Origin of the sequence: Microcystis sp. LE19-10.1B, assembly GCF_027530565.1 — a bacterium.
GTDB lineage: Bacteria > Cyanobacteriota > Cyanobacteriia > Cyanobacteriales > Microcystaceae > Microcystis > Microcystis aeruginosa.
On record NZ_JAPZQM010000432.1, the window covers coordinates 1 to 21,715 of the forward strand.

Annotated in this window: 20 protein-coding genes; 9 read left to right on the forward strand and 11 right to left on the reverse strand. The window is 42.3% G+C overall.

Annotated features, from left to right (window positions below; genetic code table 11):
* Positions 1–171: 171 nt before the first annotated feature.
* Entirely contained in the window at positions 172–1,446 is a 1,275-nt protein-coding gene (locus tag O9332_RS15700) for an O-antigen ligase family protein (protein WP_288026341.1), read from the reverse strand.
* A 1-nt stretch (position 1,447) separates the two neighbouring features.
* Positions 1,448–2,275: a YaaW family protein gene (locus O9332_RS15705; RefSeq protein ID WP_288026343.1), complete on the reverse strand. Its 828-nt coding sequence runs from the start codon at positions 2,273–2,275 to the stop codon at positions 1,448–1,450.
* Positions 2,276–2,372: 97 nt separating this feature from the next.
* On the opposite strand from O9332_RS15705, the gene O9332_RS15710 reads away from it, so the two are divergent.
* The 5 genes from O9332_RS15710 to O9332_RS15730 all read left to right on the forward strand — a co-directional run bounded on the left by O9332_RS15710 (position 2,373) and on the right by O9332_RS15730 (position 6,891).
* The gene (locus O9332_RS15710) at positions 2,373–3,317 is read left to right on the forward strand and encodes an NAD(P)/FAD-dependent oxidoreductase (protein ID WP_002758976.1); all 945 of its coding nucleotides are present in this window, start codon (positions 2,373–2,375) and stop codon (positions 3,315–3,317) included.
* A gap of 98 nt (positions 3,318–3,415) precedes the next feature.
* Positions 3,416–3,670, forward strand: a complete 255-nt coding sequence (locus O9332_RS15715; RefSeq protein WP_002758977.1) for a DUF7219 family protein — start codon at positions 3,416–3,418, stop codon at positions 3,668–3,670.
* 219 nt (positions 3,671–3,889) lie between these two features.
* On the forward strand, positions 3,890–5,953 hold the full coding sequence (locus O9332_RS15720; protein ID WP_002758978.1) for an ABC transporter ATP-binding protein/permease: 2,064 nt from the start codon (positions 3,890–3,892) through the stop codon (positions 5,951–5,953).
* 186 nt (positions 5,954–6,139) lie between these two features.
* Entirely contained in the window at positions 6,140–6,673 is a 534-nt protein-coding gene (locus tag O9332_RS15725) for a GNAT family N-acetyltransferase (RefSeq protein ID WP_288026347.1), read from the forward strand.
* Positions 6,667–6,891 carry a hypothetical protein gene (locus O9332_RS15730; RefSeq protein ID WP_288026349.1) on the forward strand — a complete coding sequence of 75 codons (225 nt, stop codon included), beginning with the start codon at positions 6,667–6,669 and terminating at the stop codon, positions 6,889–6,891. Before O9332_RS15725 ends, O9332_RS15730 begins: the two co-directional genes overlap by 7 nt.
* Before the next feature lie 67 nt (positions 6,892–6,958).
* Here O9332_RS15730 and O9332_RS15735 read toward each other — a convergent pair whose 3' ends face one another.
* From O9332_RS15735 to rodA, 4 genes are all read right to left on the reverse strand, one after another.
* Entirely contained in the window at positions 6,959–7,933 is a 975-nt protein-coding gene (locus tag O9332_RS15735; RefSeq protein WP_288026351.1) for an MvdD family ATP-grasp ribosomal peptide maturase, read from the reverse strand.
* Positions 7,934–8,038: 105 nt separating this feature from the next.
* On the reverse strand, positions 8,039–9,016 hold the full coding sequence (locus O9332_RS15740; protein ID WP_002758981.1) for an MvdC family ATP-grasp ribosomal peptide maturase: 978 nt from the start codon (positions 9,014–9,016) through the stop codon (positions 8,039–8,041).
* A gap of 278 nt (positions 9,017–9,294) precedes the next feature.
* A complete protein-coding gene (locus tag O9332_RS15745) occupies positions 9,295–9,447 on the reverse strand; it encodes a microviridin/marinostatin family tricyclic proteinase inhibitor (RefSeq protein ID WP_071825016.1) in 153 nt (50 codons plus the stop codon).
* A gap of 536 nt (positions 9,448–9,983) precedes the next feature.
* Entirely contained in the window at positions 9,984–11,264 is a 1,281-nt protein-coding gene (rodA, locus tag O9332_RS15750) for a rod shape-determining protein RodA (protein WP_288026354.1), read from the reverse strand.
* 80 nt (positions 11,265–11,344) lie between these two features.
* Here rodA and O9332_RS15755 point away from each other — a divergent pair, with 80 nt between their 5' ends.
* On the forward strand, positions 11,345–11,548 hold the full coding sequence (locus O9332_RS15755) for a hypothetical protein (RefSeq protein WP_288026365.1): 204 nt from the start codon (positions 11,345–11,347) through the stop codon (positions 11,546–11,548).
* On the opposite strand, the gene O9332_RS15760 is transcribed toward O9332_RS15755, so the two are convergent.
* The 3 genes from O9332_RS15760 to O9332_RS15770 all read right to left on the reverse strand — a co-directional run bounded on the left by O9332_RS15760 (position 11,484) and on the right by O9332_RS15770 (position 14,813).
* Positions 11,484–12,545, reverse strand: a complete 1,062-nt coding sequence (locus tag O9332_RS15760) for an Mrp/NBP35 family ATP-binding protein (protein ID WP_002758983.1) — start codon at positions 12,543–12,545, stop codon at positions 11,484–11,486. The genes O9332_RS15755 and O9332_RS15760 overlap by 65 nt on opposite strands.
* Before the next feature lie 212 nt (positions 12,546–12,757).
* Positions 12,758–13,549, reverse strand: coding sequence for an MOSC domain-containing protein (locus tag O9332_RS15765; RefSeq protein ID WP_288026356.1), 792 nt, complete (start codon positions 13,547–13,549; stop codon positions 12,758–12,760).
* Positions 13,536–14,813, reverse strand: a complete 1,278-nt coding sequence (locus O9332_RS15770) for a glycosyltransferase (protein ID WP_002796704.1) — start codon at positions 14,811–14,813, stop codon at positions 13,536–13,538. Before O9332_RS15770 ends, O9332_RS15765 begins: the two co-directional genes overlap by 14 nt.
* A 165-nt stretch (positions 14,814–14,978) precedes the next feature.
* Here O9332_RS15770 and O9332_RS15775 point away from each other — a divergent pair, with 165 nt between their 5' ends.
* Positions 14,979–16,148: a glycosyltransferase family protein gene (locus O9332_RS15775; protein WP_288026359.1), complete on the forward strand. Its 1,170-nt coding sequence runs from the start codon at positions 14,979–14,981 to the stop codon at positions 16,146–16,148.
* Positions 16,149–16,234: 86 nt separating this feature from the next.
* Here the strand turns inward: O9332_RS15775 and O9332_RS15780 are convergent, their stop codons facing one another.
* Both O9332_RS15780 and O9332_RS15785 read right to left on the reverse strand, forming a co-directional pair.
* Complete coding sequence (locus tag O9332_RS15780; RefSeq protein WP_288026361.1) at positions 16,235–17,566, reverse strand: AtzE family amidohydrolase; 1,332 nt, start codon at positions 17,564–17,566, stop codon at positions 16,235–16,237.
* Positions 17,563–17,739 (reverse strand): DUF4089 domain-containing protein, encoded by a 177-nt coding sequence (locus O9332_RS15785; protein ID WP_002758987.1) that lies wholly within the window; start codon positions 17,737–17,739, stop codon positions 17,563–17,565. Before O9332_RS15785 ends, O9332_RS15780 begins: the two co-directional genes overlap by 4 nt.
* A gap of 521 nt (positions 17,740–18,260) precedes the next feature.
* Between O9332_RS15785 and O9332_RS15790 the strand changes: the two genes are divergently transcribed.
* Complete coding sequence (locus tag O9332_RS15790; protein WP_002758988.1) at positions 18,261–19,862, forward strand: B12-binding domain-containing radical SAM protein; 1,602 nt, start codon at positions 18,261–18,263, stop codon at positions 19,860–19,862.
* Positions 19,863–20,032: 170 nt separating this feature from the next.
* On the forward strand, positions 20,033–21,448 hold the full coding sequence (locus O9332_RS15795; RefSeq protein WP_002758989.1) for an ABC transporter substrate-binding protein: 1,416 nt from the start codon (positions 20,033–20,035) through the stop codon (positions 21,446–21,448).
* Positions 21,449–21,715: the final 267 nt, after the last annotated feature.

Sequence of the window (21,715 nt, forward strand, 5' to 3'; positions counted from 1 at the left end):
CCACACACCCCCCCCCCCACCCCCACCCCACCACACCCCACGCCCACGCCACCCCGACCCACCCACCACACCCCACACCCCACTTCCCCACTTAGCAAATTCCCACACCCCACACCCCACACCCCACACCCCACTTCCCCACTTCCCACTTCCCACTTCCCACTTCCCAATTCATAATTCATAATTTAACCTTTGACTGACCCCGGCAATAGCAGCCAAGAGAAACCAAACAATAGTATTAATCTTGACATCGGAGAGGGTGACATCGACGAGATTAAATAAAACGCAAGCACCAAAGGCCACCAGATAGGTAAAGATAATTAACTCCCCCCCGGCTTTTTGTTGTCGTAAAAAGATTAATAAACGCACCCCTTGGGCATAAATCCAACCCACCCAAGCAGACAATAAAATTAAGCCAATAATTCCCGTTTCTGCCATCAACATCAAATATAAATTATGGGGATGACCTAACCACAATCCCTGACTTTTTTCGTAGAGAGGTGTAAAACTGCGTAATCCCCAACCTAATAGGGGCCTTTCTTGGGTCATTTCGAGAGTAAAACGCCATTGGGTTGCTCTGAGAGTCGCTAGAGGGCGATCAGGGAACATTTCATCGGATAATCGCGCCCAAATCGCCCTAGGAACCAAAAAACGCACACTATCCCTTAAAGGATTTGGTCCCCAAGAAGCGAGGGAAATCACTCCCCCCAAGAGGACAAAACCGGCGACTAAGGCATTCCAACCCAGATAAAGGGCGAAAATTAGGCACCCTAAAAAGGCTAAGGCCCAAGCATTGCGAGAATTGCTTAAAAATAGCCCTACACTGTCGATCAATATGGTTGAAGTTAAAAACCCGACTTTGAGATTTAAATTCCGATTTCTTTGTCTGTGCCACTGCCGCAAAGTTAGAATTAATAAACCGATCGCTAAAATCAGAGTTATTAATAAATAAGCCCCCAAAAGATTAGCATACATAAAAACCGAAGACATCCGCCCCAAAGGTTCGCCCCCCACCCCGTAGGGCCAGGTAAAAATCCCTTTTAATGCTTCCGGTTTTTGCCAACCGAGAAAAATTTGTCCCCATCCCATCACCACTACCCAAACCGACGGAATAACCATCACCCAAGCTAGTTGACGCAATTGAGAGGGTTTTTTAATTAATTGCCGAATATTGCTAAAAAAGAAGAAAAAAGGCAGGAAATTTCCTAAACCAATCCAAGCATCCCCCGGAGTTGGGGAAAGACTGGCACTAATCATTAACCAAAGAGTGACGATACCGAGACCTTGATTAAGACGTGACTGGATAATTGCCCGAAAATTGCCGGTAAAAACCCTAATTAACACGATAATAATGCCGATACCCGCCAACTCCGGCAGCATCATGGCGATAAAAACTGAAAAAAGTATTAAATTCCACTCCCACCCTTGACAAAAAATCTTTTTCATGTTATGCAGGTTGCCAACAATCGTCACGAGTCAGACGAATTTGGGCAAGGGCAAAAATAGTCGGGATAATCCGGCCGTAATCGGTGGCGATCGCCTTCCAACCGAGATCGGCAATAAACCAACCCCATAGAGCCGGTCCTACCAAACTTAACACGGTTCTGACCGCTCCGTAGCGGGCCGCCGCCGTAGTCATGCCCTGTTTAGCCGTTTGTAGGGCTAATTGATTAGCAATTGCCCCACCCTGGACTAGGGCAGTTTTTGCCCCTTGATAGCGGGCAAAATGGAGAGCGAACTGCCCGGCGATATGTTTGAGCAGAATCGGTTTCAGGATAGAATTAACGGCGATGACGCTACTGCCTTTGAGGACTATATCGAGGGGATTGTGTTGTAGGTGAACGGGTAAGGGTTGGGGAGTGTGGGAATCCGCGAGTGCCTTTTGAATTTGAATCGAGAGGGATTTTTGTTCCGATGGGGGGAGACGTTTCCAAGCTTTGTTAACGAGGTGAAGATAGATTTCCGCTTCAATTTCCGTTGTCGGCATTTTTTGGGAGTAGGGAACCTTGAGGAAATGACAGACACGGACGAGAATTTGACGATAACTAACTTTTTCCGTTTGACCTTTTAACACTGTCACACCATCGGCAGCCAAATAACGAAAACGATCCTCGACGCTATCTAACCAACTATCCCAATCTTGACTTTGAACGGCGATTGCGTCCGGCGCTCGTAGATAATCGAGAGGGTTAAAACGACGGCAAAAGAGGATGTTAGTGATTTGCTGCAGTTCCTCCTCGGTGGCTAACTCCAAAGCTGTGCGTAGTTCGTCCAATGTGGTTTGTCCTCCTCAGCCCCAATAATCAACTTAGTTTCGCTAGTGCTGATTACTACTAATATTAACTCAAGGGTTCACAGGATTAGGAAGGCTAGTGACAAATTTTTCGATTAAGGTTGGGATCATTGGCGCGGGTTTAGCCGGGTTAACCTGCGCTCGTCAGTTGTGCGATCGAGGTTATACTGTTAAGCTATTTGATAAGTCTAGAGGCATTGGTGGTCGTTTAGCCACGCGACGGGTTAATCGAGCCAATCAAGAGATGGCTGTGGATCATGGCTTGCCTTTTTTGACTATTCAGGGCGAAAAAACGGCGGCTTTAATTGATAATCTCCTGAGAGAGAATCTAGTTACTTCTTGGTTTGATTCTAGCTATGTTGCTCCTTCTGGCATCAATAGCGTGGCGAAATTTTTAGCTCAAGGGTTAGAAATTGAACGAGATTTTCTGGTTACTCGTCTGGAAAATCGTCAAGGAAAATGGGTTTTAAACAATAACGGTCAAATTCGGGGGGAGTTTTCGGCGATTGTCTTAGCTATTCCCGCCCCGCAAGCAGCGTTATTGTTAGAAAACTCTCCCATAACTACTATGCCAGAATTGCGATCAATCGTTTACGATCCCTGTTTAACGGTAATGGCGGGTTATGGCGATTCTTTACCCGCAGTTGCTCCCTCCACCGATATCGCTTGGTTAGGACTTGATAGCAGTAAACGGCAATCATCCCCTGATTATGTCTTTGTTGTGCATAGTAGTGGAGATTTTGCGGTTAAATATCTCGATAGCGAGGATTTAGAAGCAGTTAAGCTAGATTTGCTCTCTCGTGCTTCTTTGCCTCTCCCCGATTGGTCTCAGCTGCACCGTTGGCGTTATGCTTTAGTCCGTCAGGGTTTAGCTGTACCCTGTTTAAGTGTTAATAGTCCTTTACCTCTAGTTGCCTGTGGTGATTGGTGTCAAGGGGGAGATTTATCGAGAAATTCTTCCCTAGAAACGGCCTTAACTTCTGGGATAGCGGCAGCTAATCAAGTTCAGCAGCTACTCTCTTAAGAATCTAGAGACAGGTTTAAATTCTTAGGTTAAGCTTAAGTTAACAAAAGTTTAAATATATAATAATGTAGATATCCTATACTGGGGGGTCGGTAACAATGGAAAAATTCAATTCTAAAGATAACTTTCTCTACCCTAAAACCAGCTACAGGGGTTTATTCACGCCACAAAATTTAGTTTTTAACGCTAATTTGCAGGAATTCGCCCTGAGAGTCTCTTTTATCGCTGGTTTACACAGTGGGGGAAAGCTTACCTCCACGGAAGCTTACGAGAAAATTAACCAGCTTTGGCAAGAGTTGAATACCAGTCAAAAATTCCTACTAGCTAATCATTTTGAGGATGACGGAGATTGAGAGACGGGGGTTTTTCAGTGACCAGTAAACAGCATCTAGACTGCCACAGTAACAAAAGTGGGTCAAGTAGTTCTTAGTCAAGTCAGAGCTTTCTGGCCATAGCTGGCTTTCATCTTCTAGATAAAAATGTTATCAAAAGACAACAAGAGGTAATTCTGCCGCTACAATATGATAGCGAGTTGTCAAGAGAACAGTAAAAGAACTGCCAATTGGATCTAGATGCCTCAATATACTACTAAACAAGCAACGGAAAACCCTGTTGTGTCCGACCAGTCCGCCAATAATCCCTTTTCACTATTTGGTCAATTTTGGGAAAGCCTAAAAATTGTCGCTCAACCCTATTGGTATCCAACGGAGTTAAATGGACGCGCCTTTGGAGATGTGATCATTTCTTGGGGGATGTCAGCTTTGATCCTTTTAAGTATCTTGGCAACGGTGGGGGTAGAAGCTTTTAGTAGCTACTGGAATCGTTATGTACTCGACATTATTATTGAAGATAGAGATCTTTCTAAATATCTAAATACGCTGTGGTTATCCAGTTTGTTGATTATATTAACAACGGGGTTATTTGCTTTTTCTCAATTTATTCGTCGCAAAGTAGCCTTAGATTGGTATAAGTGGTTAACCAAACAAACCGTTAAAAAGTATCTCAATGCTCGCGCTTATTATAATATTGATTTTACCTCAGCTTTAAAAAATCCCGATCAAAGATTATCTCAAGAAATTGAACCAATTACGACCATGACCCTAAGGTTATTAATCACCTTCGTGGAAAAAGGGTTACAAATGATTACTTTTGCGATTATTCTTTGGACAATTTCTCGGCAAATTGCGGTTTATCTGATAATTTATACGATCGCAGGAAATTTAATAGCAATTTATCTAACTCAAGAATTAAACAAAATTAATCAATCGGAGCTTAATAATAAAGCTGATTATAATTATGCTTTAACCCATGTGCGTAACCACGCCGAATCCATTGCTTTTTTTCAGGGAGAAGAGCAGGAAGAAAAAATCATTGAAGGCCGTTTTCAACGGGTTATTCAAAGCTCGGAAAAACTGATCAATTGGGAACGGTTTAATAATCTTTTTAATCGAGGTTATCAGTCAGCGATTAGTGTATTTTCAATGTTTATTTTGACCCCGATGTTTATTAAAAATGAAATCGATTATGGGGAAATTAGTCAAGCGAGTTTATGCTGTTTTCTTTTTTCTAATGCCTTGGGACAATTAATTACTGAATGGGGAACATCGGGTAAAGTTTCAAGTTATATTGAACGGTTAGCTACCTTGACAGATGCCTTAAAAGTTGCCAGTGAAGAGCCGAAAAACTTAAGTCGTATTACCACCCTGGAAGATAATCGTCTAGCTTTTGAAAATTTTACCCTACAAACTCCCGATTATGAAAAGGTAATTGTGGAGAATTTATCGGTTTCTGTCCCTTTGGGAGAAAGCCTACTCATTATTGGCCCCAGTGGTCGAGGAAAAAGTTCCTTGTTACGAGCAATCGCCGGTTTATGGAAAGCAGGTAGCGGCCGTTTAGTGCGTCCTCCTTTAGCTAAAATGTTATTTTTACCCCAACGTCCTTATATTATCCTTGGCACTTTACGGCAGCAATTACTTTATCCCCATACCAATGAACAGGTGAGCGATGAAGAATTAGAAAATATCTTAAAAAAAGTCAACCTGCAACATTTATTAACTGACAAAAATACCTTAGATAAACAAGTCAATTGGGAACAGATTTTATCCCTCGGAGAACAGCAAAGACTAGCTTTTGCTCGACTATTAATCACTAAACCCACTTTTACTATCTTAGATGAAGCAACTAGCGCTTTAGATTTGGCCAATGAAGCCAGCTTATATCAGCAATTACAGGAAAGTGAAACCACTTTTATTAGTGTTGGTCATCGGGAAAGTTTATTTAATTATCATCGATGGGTCTTAGAGTTAACAGAAAATTCCCATTGGCAGCTGTCAACTGTAGAAGATTATCAGCGCAAAAAAGTGAATAACCTAGTGATGATGTCAAAAAAATCAGAAAATTTTTCGGCGGTAAAAATAGAGACTTTGTCTGAGGTTAAAACTGAGCATGATGCGGAAATTGCAGGAGTTTCTGAAATAGCCGAAGGTTTGTCCCATCAACAAATGCAGTCTCTAACTGATTATTCTTTAAGTAACGTCCGGAGTCGTGCCAGTTTAGGTAAAATCATTACTGCCAAAGATGGTTTTAATTATCATTATGATAAAGACCCAAAAACCTTAAAATGGGTGAGAATATAGCTAATGGGGTGACAAACAGATTGAAATTGAGACAGGGTGTGGGGGGTAGGGTGTAGGGGGTAGGGAAAATTTTTCAGACTTCCCCCTCTCAGGAGAACTAGAGAATGAGGTTTTTGCTGGGTAAGTTGATTAACAAGCTACTAACTGATAACTGATAACTGATAACTGGTATAGGAGTTTTATCAAATGAAAGCACTGGAAAAACTGGTGACGGAACGATTATATTTAGTCCCCTTCAAGCTTGAACTTCTCAAGGCCGCAATTATAGGTATCGATGAATTAGCAACAATTTTGGGGGTAAAAGTTGCAGCTGACTGGGCCGAACAAGAGTTGATTCAAGCTTTCCCTGATATTGCGAATATTTTGCTGCAATTCCCCTTACAAAATGAGTGGGGGTGGGGGAGTTTAATTATTCATCAAGCAGAAAATACCCTTATTGGTCATGTGATGATCAAAATTATTCCTGATGTCACAGGTTTACCCACAGATGCTGTAGAAATTGGCTATCAAGTAGCACCGTTATATCGACGACAAGGCTACGCATCTGAGGCGACAAAAACAATGATGGACTGGACACTTTCTCAACCTGGTATGCAAACAGTGACCGCTGGCTGCGCTCCCGATAATATAGCTTCAAAGCGAGTTTTAGAAAAAATCGGCATGGATCTGATAGAAGCACGAGAGAAAGTCTTGGTCTGGAAATTAAGTAGGGTTTGCTGAAAAAGTTTGTTGGTGGGGTTAGGAGCCAGTTATCAGTTATCAGTTATCAGTTATCAGTTATCAGTTATCAGTTATCAGTTATCAGTTATCAGTTATCAGTTATCAGTTCACTGAGAAAACTCCCCACTTCCCCACTTCCCACACCCTACACCCCACACCCCACACCCCACACCCTACACCCCACACCCCACACCCTACACCCTCTTTCAAGTCAGTAGTCGGGGGGAAATCTGGAGTCAGAGCCTCGTCGATGCGATAAAATACTCTGGCTCTGTATTTGTTGGTTTATGAGTTGACGAGGACTTCAGCGATCGCCTGGGAGATGGGAAAATAAGGAGGATAAAGTTCTAGCCAGAAAAACTCGCCAACGGGATTAATTTCTAAAAAGATATAACGTTCATCTGGTGTGACAATCATATCAATTGCACCATAATTAAGACCGAAATATTTCACTAATTCTAGTAGTTGTTTTTCAATAGTTTTCGGTAAATCGTAGGGTTGCCATTGTTGATGGAGCGCTCTTCCCTCTTTTCGCCAATCGTAGATAGCGCCGTCTAATTGTTGGGAATTAATCGCCGCCGTAAATATTTGTTCACCGACGATAGTGATGCGTAATTCCAAGGCTTTAGGAATGTTTTCCTGAAAAGTCATGGGACAAAATTGCAAACCTTCCAAATTATCTAGGTCTTCCTTTGTAACAGGACTGGTAAAAACAACCATTTCCTCTTGCTTGTCTCCATAAATAGCAAATTGAGAAAGCATTTTAGTCACAATTCCCGTCGCTTCAAACTCCTGAGCAAATTGCTTGACAGCTTCAGGATTATTAGAAGTTAAAGTCCCCGGAATTAATAAACCTAATTGTTGCGCTACTTGTAACTGCAATTGTTTATGATTGGCATGATCTACCTTGGCAATTGGGTCAAGATGAAAACCAGATAAACTAGCAATCATTCCTCGAATACTTAACCGACATTCCTTAAGAGAAGCTTCGCGAAATTGACTATCCATCCCATCGGGTAATTTTAGTCCGTATCTCATGCGTCGATACCAGACAGAAGAAACTTCTTTTAGCTCTAATTTTTGTTCTCCATCGGTAATAATTCCGCCTTTTTTATCGTCTGAGTAAAGATCAACTTTAACCTCTGTGGGGAAGCGATCGGTATCAAAACGGAAGGCTTTTTTACCCATGGCTTCTATGGCTTTGATTACCAGAGGAATACTTTCATTATCGTGGCTAAAAGTAACAATTAAAACGGTCATAGATTTCCTTGATGATTTGGGATTGAGAATCCTGATTAGATTTTGGATTGAGAATCTTGATAATCCTAAAATCCTCAAAATCCTGATTAGGTTTTGGTTTGATTTTTAGCATACTAAAAAATCAGCGATCGCATTAGAAATAGGTAAATCTAAATCCCGTTCTAACATTCCCCACTCACCACAGGGATTAACTTCTAAAAAAATGTATTCTCCCCCAGGAGTTAAGATAAAATCAAACGCCCCAAAATTCAACCCTAAATTAGCCATAAAAATCTGAAGTTGCTGCAATAGTGAATCAGGTAAAGTATGATGTTGCCAAGCACCCGGATCAATACCCGGTCTTCGCCAATCTACGGCTGAATTATTATACTGAGAAGATTCTAAAGCTCCCACAAATGTCTGTCCATTAACCACGACAACTCTCAATTCTAATTGTTTGGGAATTTCCGCTTGAAAAACCATAGGACAATAGCGTAAAGATTCCGCTTCCTCAAGGTCTTCTGCTTTCACCCTACTGGTATAAAGAAAAAATTCCGGCGACTCCATACTGCGGGCGATCGCAGTTAACAATTTACTCACCATTCTTCCCTGAACCTGGGAAAAAAACTCCCGGGCAGCATCAGGATTATTGGTCACTAAAGTGGGGGGGATAATCAAGCCAACTTCTGAGGCCAAACGAAGTTGTAATAACTTATTTTTAGCCTTCTCAATTTGCGCTAAATTATCTAACCAACGCGCTGACCTTAAACTATCCCAAAAACCAGCCAAAGTCGTCTGGGATTCTCGCACACAAACCTCCCGAAACTGAGGATCTAAATCCCCTGTTAGTTCAGGCTGCCAAATACGTCTTGTCCAAACAGATTGCACCTGTTGACTATCAATAGATTGATGGTTATAGGTTAATTGATAAAAACTTTTTTTACCATTAAATTGGGCTGTTAGTTGAACCTCTAAGGGAAATTTATCGGTATCTAAGCGAAAAGGTGTGGCTCCTTTTTTTTCTATCGCCTCAGCCACGCGGTCAATCGTGAAAAAATCGCCGCTATGGGTCAACAATAAAACAACTTTAGGCGATTCTTTCATGTCAATTGCAAATCCCTATATTTTAACCCATTTTAAGGCTTTTGGGCGGATATTTATCGAGAAGAATCTCAATAAAAGGCGGAAAAAATTGCTGCTTTTGCTTAACTAATTGCAGTATTTGTTTTTTTCTTGAGTAATTACTAAAGTTACTTTACAGCACTTCTCAGGATCTCAACGTGCAGTTTTTTTGGCTGCAAGCCTTGCTTAGTGGAGCCTTTAGCTTTTTGTCTGTACGGTGTAATCAAGAAAAGTGCTGTAATTACTCAAGTGATCTGAGTTTAATAATCTTCCCAGTCAGAAGGGTATTTAAAGGTCGTCCCGAAGGTAGGCTCAGGGGAAGGAGACTTGATGGAAGATTCCTCTTTGCTTACGGACAAGAAACGAGCAAAGAAAGGAAGTGCTTTACCTTGTTGATCGTTGGGATATGCCATAGTTATTCCTCTGGTAATTTCGAGTGAATAGGTTTAATCACTCAGACAAAACTAACAACCTGTACTAACCCTTGAAAGCTTTGCTGTGCATGGCTTTCAGAATTGGGATTGTGCAAATAATTTGCTTTTATTTGGGTGATGGGAAACATCATAAGCACTAATCTGGCCAATGTCAAGCACTTAAGAACAATTTCTGCTAAATCCGACATTCAGCATATCTTCATATACTTGTATATGTTTTTACATTCCCCAAGATGTTTTAACGAAAAACCTTGATTGTAGAAACTACTATTGAGAACATTTTCAATAATTGATTTTTTCTGAGAAAAAAATTTACAATTCTTCACCTTGATCAAAATCCATCATTGTAGTTATAATTCTTACTGGCAAGGGTTTGGAAGGAATATATTAGTAAAAATCATCAATTGAATGTTAAGAAGTGCGGAAAGTGGGATTTAATACTCCACACTTAAAACTCAAATCTGATAACTGATCACTGATAACTGATCACTGATAACTGATATCTGTACAACTACTTAGTACAAACGCTTACGGGGGCGATAATTAGCCACGGATTCCACTAAACCCAAGGCAATAAAATTGGTTAATAAAGATGAACGTCCATAACTTAACCAGGGTAAAGGAATCCCTGTAATCGGGGCTAATCCCACGGTCATGCTAATATTAAGAATTGCCTGAAAAGCGATCATCGAGAGAACACCGATCGCTATTAAAGAACCGAAGTTTTCTTTGGCAGTATTAGCAATGACTAACAAACGCCAACAAACTAACCAGAAAGCTATTAAAACTAGAATACTGCCGACAAAACCGAATTCTTCCCCGACTACGGAGAAGATAAAATCGGTGTGTTGTTCGGGAATAAAATTTAATTGGGTTTGGGTGCCTTGGTGTAATCCCCGTCCCAATAATTCTCCAGAGCCGATGGCAATGCGGGATTGAATTAATTGATAACCTCCCCCCAAAGGATTCTTTTCTGGGTCAAGAAATAGGGTTAAACGATCTTTTTGATATTCTTTTAATAAACCCCAAAAAACCTCGCCTAATTTACCCACTGCCAGATTAGTTGCCACCACGATGAAAGTAGATAAAAAACGGTAGGGAAGGGTAAACCAAGCAAGCACAGCGATGATAATTGCTAAAACAATCCAAGCAGGAAAAAGTAAATTAAACAGAAAAACCGATGCGAGGGGAGATAAGAGGATAATCATCCAAGGCAGTTTCGCATTAGCCCAGTAAATCATGCCTAGGGTAATTGCCCCAAAGACTAATCCCGTCCCCAGGTCCGGCTGCGCCATAATTAACACCCAGGGGATGGCAGTGACGACAAAGACACGAGCAATCGCAAAAAGATTATCGGCGGGACGATGATGTAGGAGGGCTGCTAGGGTGATAATTAAACCTACCTTGGCAAATTCCGACGGTTGCACGTTAAAACTGCCGATATTAATCCAACTTTGCGCCCCATTCGCCGTCACCCCTAGGACAATTACCGCAATTAGGGAGAGATTGGTGAGAAGATAGGTTAACCAGTGCCATTTCAGCAGACTTTCGTAACGACAACGGGCCAGAAATAAAGCGATCGCCACTCCCACGGCCCCGAATAACCAGTGTTGCCACCAGTCGAGAGCAGTGGTATGTCTTTCGGCACTACGAATCATTAAACCACCGAAAACGGTTAAACCCGTCACCAAAACGAACAAAAGCCAATCAATTTGGGCTAGATCCCGGAAAATGAAGCTAAACTGTTCGTTAAAACCGCTTAGTTTCCTACTAATAAGGGACTGTCTTCTCACCATTTCTCTCCCCACATTTACTAACTAACTAGGGTTTGCTGAATAAATCTAAAAACATTGTTCGATAAGACTTTTAGACCTTTTTGAAATCCAAAAGCACCGGACATTGGAGTGATCGGGGGGAAAATTTAGGGACTTTTTCCCTGAAAATGGGTAAAACCCTACACCCTACACCCTACACCCCACACCCTGCCCCCACCGAAAAACTTTTTGCCGCAAACCCTAACTATAGGCTGCTACGGATACTTTCGCCGCCACCTGACGAGCGATCGCTATCAGGGCTTTAGCTGAGGCCGATTCTGGTTGCCCCAAGACAACTGGTACACCAGTATCACCGCCTTCTCGTAGGGCTATCTCCAGAGGCACACATCCCAGTAAAGGAATGCCCAATTCTTGTGAGGTTTTTTCCCCACCACCGGACCCAAATAGATCATAGGAGCGATCGGGCTGATCGGGAGGGATAAAATAACTCATATTTTCCACGATACCCAAAACCCGCGCCCCTAGCTGTTGGAACATTTTTAAACCCCGGCGCGCATCAATTAAAGAAACCGTCTGGGGAGTGGTGACAATCACCGCACCCGCTAGGGGGACCGATTGAATTAAAGTTAATTGTGCATCCCCGGTACCGGGAGGCATATCGACGATTAAATAGTCTAAATCGCCCCAATTGACTTGATAGAGAAACTGACGGATAATGCCGTTTAACATCGGACCGCGCCAGATTACCGGTTGATCGGGGTTGATCAAAAAGCCCATGGAAACCATTTTGATGCCATGGTTGAAAGCGGGTTCCAATATCTCGCCATTTGCGCCCTGTACCGTCACTTGTGCGTCATTTAAGCCCAACATTGTCGGGGCGTTGGGGCCGTAGATGTCCGCGTCTAATAGCCCCACTTTTGCCCCTAAATGAGCCAAGGCGACGGCGATATTGACAGCCACGGTACTTTTTCCCACACCGCCCTTACCACTGGAAACGGCGATAATATTTTTAACCCCCTCCACACCTTGGCGATCGGGTAAAGCTTTTTGTTGCGGGGTTTCGGCAGTTACTGCCACAGCGACACTTTCCACCCCGGGCAGCTGTTTAACAGCTTTTTGGCAGTCTTCCACGATAAATTCGCGCAAAGGACAGGCAGGAGTGGTCAAAACTAGGGTAAAGCTAACTTTTCCGCCATCGATCGCCACATTGCGGATCATGTTCAATTCCACTAGGCTTTTTTGCAGTTCTGGATCTTGAACGGGACGTAATACTTCTAAAATCGATGCGGTATCAAGGGGCATGGTTTCAGTGTCTCTAGTCAAGTATTGTTCTTATGGTTATTTATCTTAACCTTGATGCCCGCACAGTTATCAGTGGGGAGTGGGGAGTTTTTTGCTGTGAACAGTGAACAGTAATCAGTGAACTGAAAACTCACATCTGATAACTGATAACTGATAACTGATAACTGATAACCCCATTTCCCTATCCCCTATCCCCCTATATCTCTAGATCTCTAGATTACGGTAATAGGATCGCCGACTTTAATTGTACCTATCTTTTCAGGGATGACATTTTCTCCGAACATGATGCCCCCGGGGAAACTGCGAAAAGTGCTTAAGGTTTTTAAAGGTTCTTGCTGGGGATTTCTCCTACCTGTTTCTTGATCGGTGGTGGTGATAATACAGCGACTACAGGGTTTAACTAGGGCATAATTTATCTCTCCAATTGTGATCTTTTGCCAACTACTTTCGCTAAAAGCTCGATCGCTACTAATAACAATATTAGGCCGAAAACGATTCATCGGCACCGGTGCAACTAAACGCCGATTTAAGTCCTCTAAAGAAGCAGTATTAGTTAATAAAATTGGATAACCATCGGCAAAGCTGACGGGAGTATGATCATTCCCCGCATAGCGAGGATTCCCGGGACGTGGATAATCGGGAGATTGTCGCACTAAACGACAGGGAATGTCGAGAATTTTCTCAAACCATTCGGCGATTTCATCTCCTTGATCCATGGCTATGGTGTGAGATTCCCAGATTTGAACCGCTCTTTTTTCTCCTGTGAAATTAGGCTGGAAAGTCAGGGAATCTTGAGATGTTTTCAGAGAAAAATTATCTCCTGTAATCGTGACAGAAACGGTGGCTAATTGCGGATATTCCCTTTGAGTGATAAATTTACCCTTGCCATCCACTAACATCATTTCTCGATCCCAGAGTAACCCTTTAGGAGTCACTTCAGCTTGGGATAATTGAATACCTCGACAGGATTTAATCGGGTAGATATAGAGATCAGTAACCTGCATTTTCTTTCAGTAGTTCTACATATTTTTTTGCCACATCTTCCCAAGTCCAGAGATTAATTTTATTGGGGATATCTTCGGGTAACAAGCGAGGAATTGGATTGAGGATAAATTGTTCTAAACAGTTGGCTAAACTGTCCGCATCTCCCCTAGGATAGAATTGCACTCTTTCGGGACAATTATATAATTCTACCTGTTCTTGAAACACTTCTAAATCGGAAGCGATAACGGGAATACCTTGTAAAATGGCTTCCGCTATTGCCAATCCAAAACCTTCGTATTTTGAGGGAAATACCACAGAGGAACAGGTTTGATAATAAAATTGCAAGGTTTCATAGTCTTGATAACCTAATCCCTTGATATGACTCTCGAAAATTTCTTGATTTTCCCGATAAAGTCGGGTACATTCCTTGAGATAATCTTGGTATTCTTGGGTTTTAGACTGTTGAGATAATTGCAAATTTCCACTAACTAGATTATCGGTTTCTTTACCAATAAAAACTATTTGAAATTTTAAACCTTTTTTAGCTAGTGTCATGGCTGCTTTGAGCAAAGTCAGATGATCTTTGTAGATACCAAAGGAGGAGGGAAAATAAAAATTAACTAGCTCACTTTTGACTAAATCACTCTTGGGATTAGACTGCTCGACAAATCCTGCTAAAGGTACAGCTTTTAATTTACTAGCATAGGTAGCATTGGGAAAAACTTTTAAAACATCGTCTTTAGTTTTTTGGGAAATTGTGAAGAGTAGATCGGCATTATCTAACCATTCTTTTAAGACTTCATTGTAGGGTTCTTGATAGGATTCTGAGTAAGTTAAGGGAGCAAATTGCCAAAAGACATCATAAATAATGCCACTTAAAGTAACCTTGACATTAGGAGGAGAAATCCGATTAGTCATTCCATACAAACAGTGATCAGCTTGGTAACGCTTGATAATCTGATTAATTCTTGCTTCGATGCGTAAAAGTTCAATTCTACGAGAGAAAAGACGATGAATAGAAGTCAGTCTTAGGGTTTTATAAAAATTTGCTAGAAGACCATAAAAATAGATTAATTTTGTCTCAAAACTCTGGGGGTAAAAAGCAAAATCTTCGTAGATAAGTTTATCGGAATCAGGCATTAAAGACTTAAAATATTCAATGTCATTACGAGGGATAACGATAATAATTTGTTCGACGTATTCTAATAAGCTAGGTATTAAAGAGATAATGACTCTTTCTACTCCTCCTTTGCGATAAAACACGATCGGGATGACAATTTTCATAGATTTTCTGGCAGATAGATGGCAATAAAAAGATTGATTTTTGACTTGAACCCATTATATGATAGGCTCGAATTGTTCTACTGAGTTGAGAAATCGAGTTAAATTCGAGAAACTAAGACTCTATCACCCATCGCCCCTATTTTTCCTCGATCTTGGAGAAAAAGAGTGTCACAAGCTACTCCATCCCTACAATCTAATCTCAAACAATGGCTACGGGCCAGCGCACCTTCCCTATTTCAAATTAAACAGCGTTTGAGCGCCCGTCGTTGGCCGAAAAAATCGATCGTTATTTACACAGAAAAATATCGTCCCATGCGTCCGGCGGAAATTTGGCAACGGGGGGCCAGTGGTACCCAGGCATCGGTGGCTTTTTTAGCCCAAGAATGGACGAAACGCGGCTATAAAGTGACGATTTTTGGCAATTGTGAGGGTATGGAAGGGGAACAGGACGGTATTCGCTATGTTAATTATTACCAGATGAATTGGCAGGATCACTTTGAGACATTGGTGATCTCTCGTCATCCCACCTATTGCCGTCCTGGTACCAAGGCAGAACGAATTTTTTTTGATTGGCAAGATATTAAAGTGCCAGCAGACTCCTATACCCCCGAAATTTTGGCTAGATACGACAAAATTTTCTGTAAAAGCCAATATCAAAGGGATTTACTGGATTTCTGTGCCGATAATCAATGTCCGATTGTTCCTAATGGTATCGATACTTCCCTTTTGGCTGTAAGTGAGACGGTGCCAGAAAGCGAGCATCTTCCCTATCGTCTAGTCTATGCCTCTCGTTATTATCGCGGCCTAGAGTCGATGTTAAAGCATGGCTGGCCGATTATCAAGGCGGCAATTCCCGCAGCCGAGTTACATCTCTACTATGGTTTTACTAAACGGGATGGCATTGGCGATCGCAGGGAATGGCGCGATAATTTAATCGCTTTGATTAAAGCTAGTGCGGGGGTAGTTGATCGCGGAATGATGGGTTATCGTCAACTAATCGAGGAAAAAGCGCGCTCTGCTATTCATTACTACGGTTGCACCTATCGTGAGATCGATTGTATTTCTGTGCGCGAGTCAGCAGTGGTGGGTTGTCTGCCAGTGGTGACGGATTTTGCTGTTTTTCGAGAAAAAGACTACTGTGTGAAAGTGCCAGGGGAAGTAACCGATCCGGCTACTCAGGAAGCTATAGCCTGGAAAATCGTCGAATTACTGAAAAATACCCAGCTTTTAGCCCAAGAGCGCGAAAGATGTCGTCAAATTGCCCTAACTGACACCTGGGAGCGATCGGCCGCCGCTTGGTTAGATGTGATTGAAAAGGAGTCTCCCAGTCAGTAGATTGTTTACTCAGACTGGAAAAATGACCTTTTCGCTTAATAAGTGCCTAAATTAGGGATTTTAAGGGGAAGTACGCCCTTGAAATCTCACTTATGCGGGATATCTATGAGCATTTCCTCTAAAACCTTTGCTACCCTTAGGATTAAGTCTTCGCGATCGGGTGCGGCGATGATTTGTAAACCTAACGGTAGCCGGGATGGGCGTTTAATCGGCAACGAAAGGGCAGGTAAACCGATAAAAGAAAAAGGTTGGGTGAATCTGCCTAAATTGGGTCTAATTAATAGCTCTTGCCCGTCAATAATCATTTTTTCTACTCCTAACGGCGGCGCAATACAGGGAATTGTCGGGGTGAGGATAATATCGACTTCGCTGAAAATCTCTCGCAGACGATCGCGATACCAACGGCGAAAACGTTGAGCCTGTAAATACCAGCTAGAGGGAATTAATGCCCCTGCCAAGAAGCGATCCCGGGTTGCGGGGTCAAAATCCTCTAATCTGGTCTGTAAACGCGGTAAATGCCAATTTGCGCCCTCGGAAGCGGTAATTATATAGGCGGATGCCCTGGCGCGGGCGGTTTCGGGAATGGTGATTTTTTGGCTCACTCCTAAACGTTCGGCGATCGCTGTCACCGCCTCGATTACTTCCGGTTCGGCTCCCTGCTGAAAATAATCATCGGCAAGGGCTATTTTTACGCCCTCTAAGCCATTTAAAGGAGCTTTAAGGTTATTTTTGGCAAAAAGACTCCAAATAGCCGCCATATCCGCCACATTGCCGCTAAAAAATCCCAGATGGTCTAAACTACTAACGAACAAAAATAGGCCCTGACGGGATACGCGCCCAAAGGTGGGTTTTAGCCCCACTACGCCACAACAAGCGGCGGGAACCCTCACGGAACCATTAGTATCGGAACCGAGGGCGAGAGGCACTAAATTAGCGGCAACGGCAGCGGCGGAACCGCCGGAGGATCCCCCCGAGACGCGACTAGGATCGAGGGGGTTGGCAGTGGCTCCATAATGGGCATTTTCGGTGACAAAACCGTAGGCGTACTCATCCATATTGGTCGCCCCCACCAAAACCGCCCCGGCTGCTTCTAGGGTTTGTATAGCGATCGCATCTTGTCCGGCGACAGGGTGATCTCGATTGATTTTGGAACCGGCAAGGGTGACAATACCCTCGATATCAAAGAGATTTTTGACGGCGAAGGGGACTCCTGCCAAGGGGCCGATGGATTGCCCATTGGCGATCGCTAGATCGATTTTTTGGGCTTGAGCGAGCGCTCTAGGGTGTAAAATGTCGGTAAAGCAATTTAAATGGGGATTTTTTGCCTCTATCTCCGCTAAAGTCCGATTAATAACTTCTAAGGCGCTAGTTTGACGATTTTGGATCGATCGAGCTAAATTGCACACAGAAATAGTCATGGTTCAAAGCTGAGGGCGCTTTCCCCGTCATCCTCTAAGGGAAATTCTGTCACTAAACTGGCGATTTCTTGCAAGCGTTGCCAGTTTTCAACCACAGAATTTAAATAGCGATCGGGAATGGCTAAATCTAGGATTTTCGCCATGATCATAACGTATTCTTCTGGGTTATTCATAGATTTCGTTCTGGTTGGGGTGAAGGAGATCAAGATTTGCTTGAAAGCAGCGCTCAGGAATAAAATCGACACCTAGTTAAGCTGTGAAAATTGCTAGGATATAAGAGAAAATCTCCTGTAAATACAATAGCTATCCCTAGGGAGGAAGTATAACTTAAATTTGTTCTTGACCCCCGACTCCCTAGGATCATAACCTGAGATATGATCCTAGAACTGTATATTGAGATATTTTCCCCTCCTTCACCTCCGGATTAAATTAAACTTATAAGTAGGGAGGCACAATTATTTGTAGGATGGGTTAGCAGTAGCGTAACATAATCGGGCGTTGGGTTTCATTCTTCAACCCAACCTACGTTCATCTTATATTTAATTCCACCCACCTACTTATATGACCAAAAACAAGAGGTAACAAGCCTCCCCTTTCAAGAGAATGAAAATTAAAAGCTACTGAAGACTGCTGGTAGTCACTGATAACTGATAACTGATAACTGATAACTGATAACTGATAACTGATAACTGAAATGACCATCTTACAAGACGAAAAACTCCTCTTTACTCCCGCAATACCCCACAGTGATGCCCTTAGAACTATTTTTGCCTTTCCTAATCAGTATTCTGTGGGTATAACCAGTTTAGGTTATCAAATTGTTTGGGCAACTTTAGCCCTGCGATCGGATATACAAGTTAGTCGTTTATTTACGGATTTTCAAGAATCTTTACCCCGTTATCCCGAATTAGTCGGCTTTTCCTTTTCTTGGGAATTAGACTATGTTAATATCCTCTCGCTGTTAGAATCTTTAGAAATTCCTTGTCACAGTCATCAACGGCAAGATCGGCAAGCGATAATTTTTGGAGGTGGACCGGTTTTAACCGCTAATCCCGAACCTTTTGCCGCTTTTTTTGATGTAATTTTATTGGGAGATGGTGAAAACTTAATTGCTGATTTTATTAATGCCTATCAAGAGGTTAGAAACGCCGATCGACCGACCAAACTCCGTCATTTAGCCCAGGTTCCGGGGGTGTATGTTCCTAGTTTATATACCGTTAATTATGATAGTCCCGAAGGTGAAATTACGGCAATTCTACCCATAGATAATAATGTTCCCGCCTTTGTTAGTAAACAAACCTATCGCAGTAATACCCTTTCTGCTTCTACGGTGGTGACAAAACAAGCGGCATGGGAGAATATTTATATGGTAGAGGTGGTGCGAAGTTGTCCAGAAATGTGCCGTTTTTGTTTAGCTAGTTATCTAACTTTACCCTTTCGTACCGCTAGTTTAGAATCCCTGATTCCCGCCATTGAAAAAGGTTTAAAAGTGACCGATCGCCTGGGTTTATTAGGTGCTTCCGTCAGTCAACATCCCGAATTTGAAACCTTACTCGATTATCTTTTTCAACCAAAATTTGAGGGAGTTAGACTCTCGATCGCTTCAGTTAGAACTAATACCGTCACGGAAAAATTAGCCAGAATTTTATCCCAAAGAGACACCAAATCAATTACTATTGCCGTAGAAAGTGGTTCCGATCGCTTGCGGGAAATTATCAACAAAAAGTTAGCCAATGATGAAATTATCCAAGCTGCTATTAATGCTAAAGCGGGCGGTTTAAAAGGGATAAAACTCTATGGTATGGTGGGAATACCGGGAGAAGAAACCGAAGATATTGCGGCAACTGTGGAAATGTTAATAGCCTTAAAAAAAGCCGCCTCTGGACTGCGAATCTCTTTCGGTTGCAGCACATTTGTGCCTAAATCCCATACTCCTTTTCAGTGGTTTGGCGTTAATAAAATGGCCGAAAAAAGATTAAAATATCTAGAGAAACAATTAGGTAAACAGGGTATAGAATTTCGACCAGAGAGTTATAATTGGTCAGTGATTCAAGCCCTATTATCTAGAGGCGATCGCCGCTTGACTTCCCTGTTAGAATTAACCCGTGGCTACGGTGATTCTTTAGGCAGTTATAAACGGGCTTTTAAGGAACTAAAAGGACAAATTCCCCCTCTAGATTATTACGTTCATCAGCAATGGCGTTTAGAACAGGTTTTACCCTGGAGTCATTTACACGGTCCTTTATCCTCAAATGTTTTGGTAAAACATTTAGAACAATCCCAAACAAAAAGGTAAAGTATGGCTAATAAGCTAAGACACATTTAAACAATGTCTTGACTATCAGACCCCACATGAGGTATTCTATCAAGGTAGATCGTATCTTGTTGCCATTCAGACTTGAATTGGTACTTTTATTAACTATAAATCTCGATTAAACCATTAATTTAATCTTAGTTGATCAGCCCATGAGCAAGAAAAATGAGACCGTTACCCTGCTTTTAGCCTTGGTGATTACCCTAATATTTTTTGGGGCAGGTAGTTGGTGGTTATACAATCGTTTTCAAGGAAAAAATAACCCAAACAATATTTCTGAAATCGAGAAAATATCACCGGAGCAAAAATCGGTATCGGCACAAGCAAAATTTAGTCAAGGGGAAAACTTATTAATAGTTGAAGGGGCTTCTTCGGACAAACAAGCTGCCATACAGGCAATCGGGAAAGGAGACTTTCAGCAAGCAGTTTACCTCCTAGAAAAATCCCTGCGAGCTAATCAAAATGATCCGGAAGCTCTCATCTACTTAAATAACGCCCGTATTGGTCAAGCTAAGTCCTATACTATCGCCGTTTCCGTGCCAATTGGGAGCAATGTCAACACCGCCCTAGAAGTTTTACGAGGAGTTGCCCAATCTCAAAATCAAATCAATCAAACTGGAGGAATTAATGGCACTCCTTTAAAAGTTCTCATTGCTGATGATGCTGATCATCCCGAAATTGCCGCTCAAATTGCCCAAAAATTAACGGCTGATAACAGCATTTTAGGAGTAGTAGGACACACTAGCAGTGACACCTCTTTAGCCGCAGCCGCTATCTATCAAAAAGCGGGATTAGTAATGATTTCCCCCATCAGTACCTCAGTTAAACTCTCCAATTTTGGTGACTATATCTTTCGTTCTGTTCCCAGTGATTTTGTGGCGGCACGGGCATTAGCCGAATCTAGCTTGCAAAAAATTCCTAACGTCAAGGCAGTGGTATTTTTTAACTCCCAAAGTAATTATAGTCAATCCCTAAAATCTGAATTTATCACCGCTTTAGGATTAGGAGGAGGTCAAGTGGTGAGTGAATTTGATCTATCTTCCCTCACTTTTACCCCTTCTAAAAGCCTCCAACAAGCTCAACAGGAGGGAGCAAATCTAATCGCCCTTCTTGGGGATAGTGGTACCCTAGATAAGGCTTTGCAGGTGGTTCAAATCAATGGTCAAAAATTACCGATTGTGGCGGGTGATGACGTTTATAGCCCCAAAACTCTGGATGTAGGCGGAAAAAATGCCTTGGGCATGGTTGTCGCTATCGCTTGGCATTTAGGGGCTAATCCGAACAGTCCTTTTGTGAATAATTCCCGCCAATTGTGGCAAGGAGACGTAAATTGGCGCACTGCTACCGCCTATGACGCTACCCAGGCTTTAATCGCTGGCATTAAGGCAGAATCTAGCCGCGAGGGAGTTCAACAGGCGTTAAGAAGCAGTAATTTTTCTGTGCCTGGGGCGACTAATCCAGTGCGATTTTTACCGTCTGGCGATCGCAATCAATCCGTGCAATTAGTGGTAGTTAAACCCGGTTCTCGTTCTAGTTTTGGGGTAGATTTTGTGCCAATTTCTCGATAAAATGACAACTAAATCAAGATGACTTATAAGTAAGTATTTATAATTAAATTGAAGATAGATTTTGCCTCTGATCCCCCCTGCCCCCCTTAATAAGGGGGGTGCCGATCCCCCCTTAATCCCCCCTTGATAAGCTATCCCTTATAGGGATCTTTCTTAACAATTTTTGCAGTAAGCACTCCAACCCTTATCCTGACTTGATTTCAGTTTTTTCTTTGTCAGTAAGGGTGTCAACAAGGAATATTACAAATTGTTAACCGAGTCTTGAAA

What these genes read in the sequence shown, in the direction of transcription:
- O9332_RS15700 (WP_288026341.1), bottom strand. Translation starts at nt 1,446, where the DNA reads ATGAAAAAGATTTTTTGTCAAGGGTGGGAGTGGAATTTAATACTTTTT.
- O9332_RS15715 (WP_002758977.1), top strand. Translation starts at nt 3,416, where the DNA reads ATGGAAAAATTCAATTCTAAAGATAACTTTCTCTACCCTAAAACCAGC.
- O9332_RS15740 (WP_002758981.1), bottom strand. Translation starts at nt 9,016, where the DNA reads ATGAAAGAATCGCCTAAAGTTGTTTTATTGTTGACCCATAGCGGCGAT.
- rodA (WP_288026354.1), bottom strand. Translation starts at nt 11,264, where the DNA reads ATGGTGAGAAGACAGTCCCTTATTAGTAGGAAACTAAGCGGTTTTAAC.
- O9332_RS15785 (WP_002758987.1), bottom strand. Translation starts at nt 17,739, where the DNA reads ATGAATAACCCAGAAGAATACGTTATGATCATGGCGAAAATCCTAGAT.
- O9332_RS15760 (WP_002758983.1), bottom strand. Translation starts at nt 12,545, where the DNA reads ATGCCCCTTGATACCGCATCGATTTTAGAAGTATTACGTCCCGTTCAA.
- O9332_RS15780 (WP_288026361.1), bottom strand. Translation starts at nt 17,566, where the DNA reads ATGACTATTTCTGTGTGCAATTTAGCTCGATCGATCCAAAATCGTCAA.
- O9332_RS15725 (WP_288026347.1), top strand. Translation starts at nt 6,140, where the DNA reads ATGAAAGCACTGGAAAAACTGGTGACGGAACGATTATATTTAGTCCCC.
- O9332_RS15790 (WP_002758988.1), top strand. Translation starts at nt 18,261, where the DNA reads ATGACCATCTTACAAGACGAAAAACTCCTCTTTACTCCCGCAATACCC.
- O9332_RS15735 (WP_288026351.1), bottom strand. Translation starts at nt 7,933, where the DNA reads ATGACCGTTTTAATTGTTACTTTTAGCCACGATAATGAAAGTATTCCT.
- O9332_RS15745 (WP_071825016.1), bottom strand. Translation starts at nt 9,447, where the DNA reads ATGGCATATCCCAACGATCAACAAGGTAAAGCACTTCCTTTCTTTGCT.
- O9332_RS15765 (WP_288026356.1), bottom strand. Translation starts at nt 13,549, where the DNA reads ATGCAGGTTACTGATCTCTATATCTACCCGATTAAATCCTGTCGAGGT.
- O9332_RS15795 (WP_002758989.1), top strand. Translation starts at nt 20,033, where the DNA reads ATGAGCAAGAAAAATGAGACCGTTACCCTGCTTTTAGCCTTGGTGATT.
- O9332_RS15720 (WP_002758978.1), top strand. Translation starts at nt 3,890, where the DNA reads ATGCCTCAATATACTACTAAACAAGCAACGGAAAACCCTGTTGTGTCC.
- O9332_RS15770 (WP_002796704.1), bottom strand. Translation starts at nt 14,813, where the DNA reads ATGAAAATTGTCATCCCGATCGTGTTTTATCGCAAAGGAGGAGTAGAA.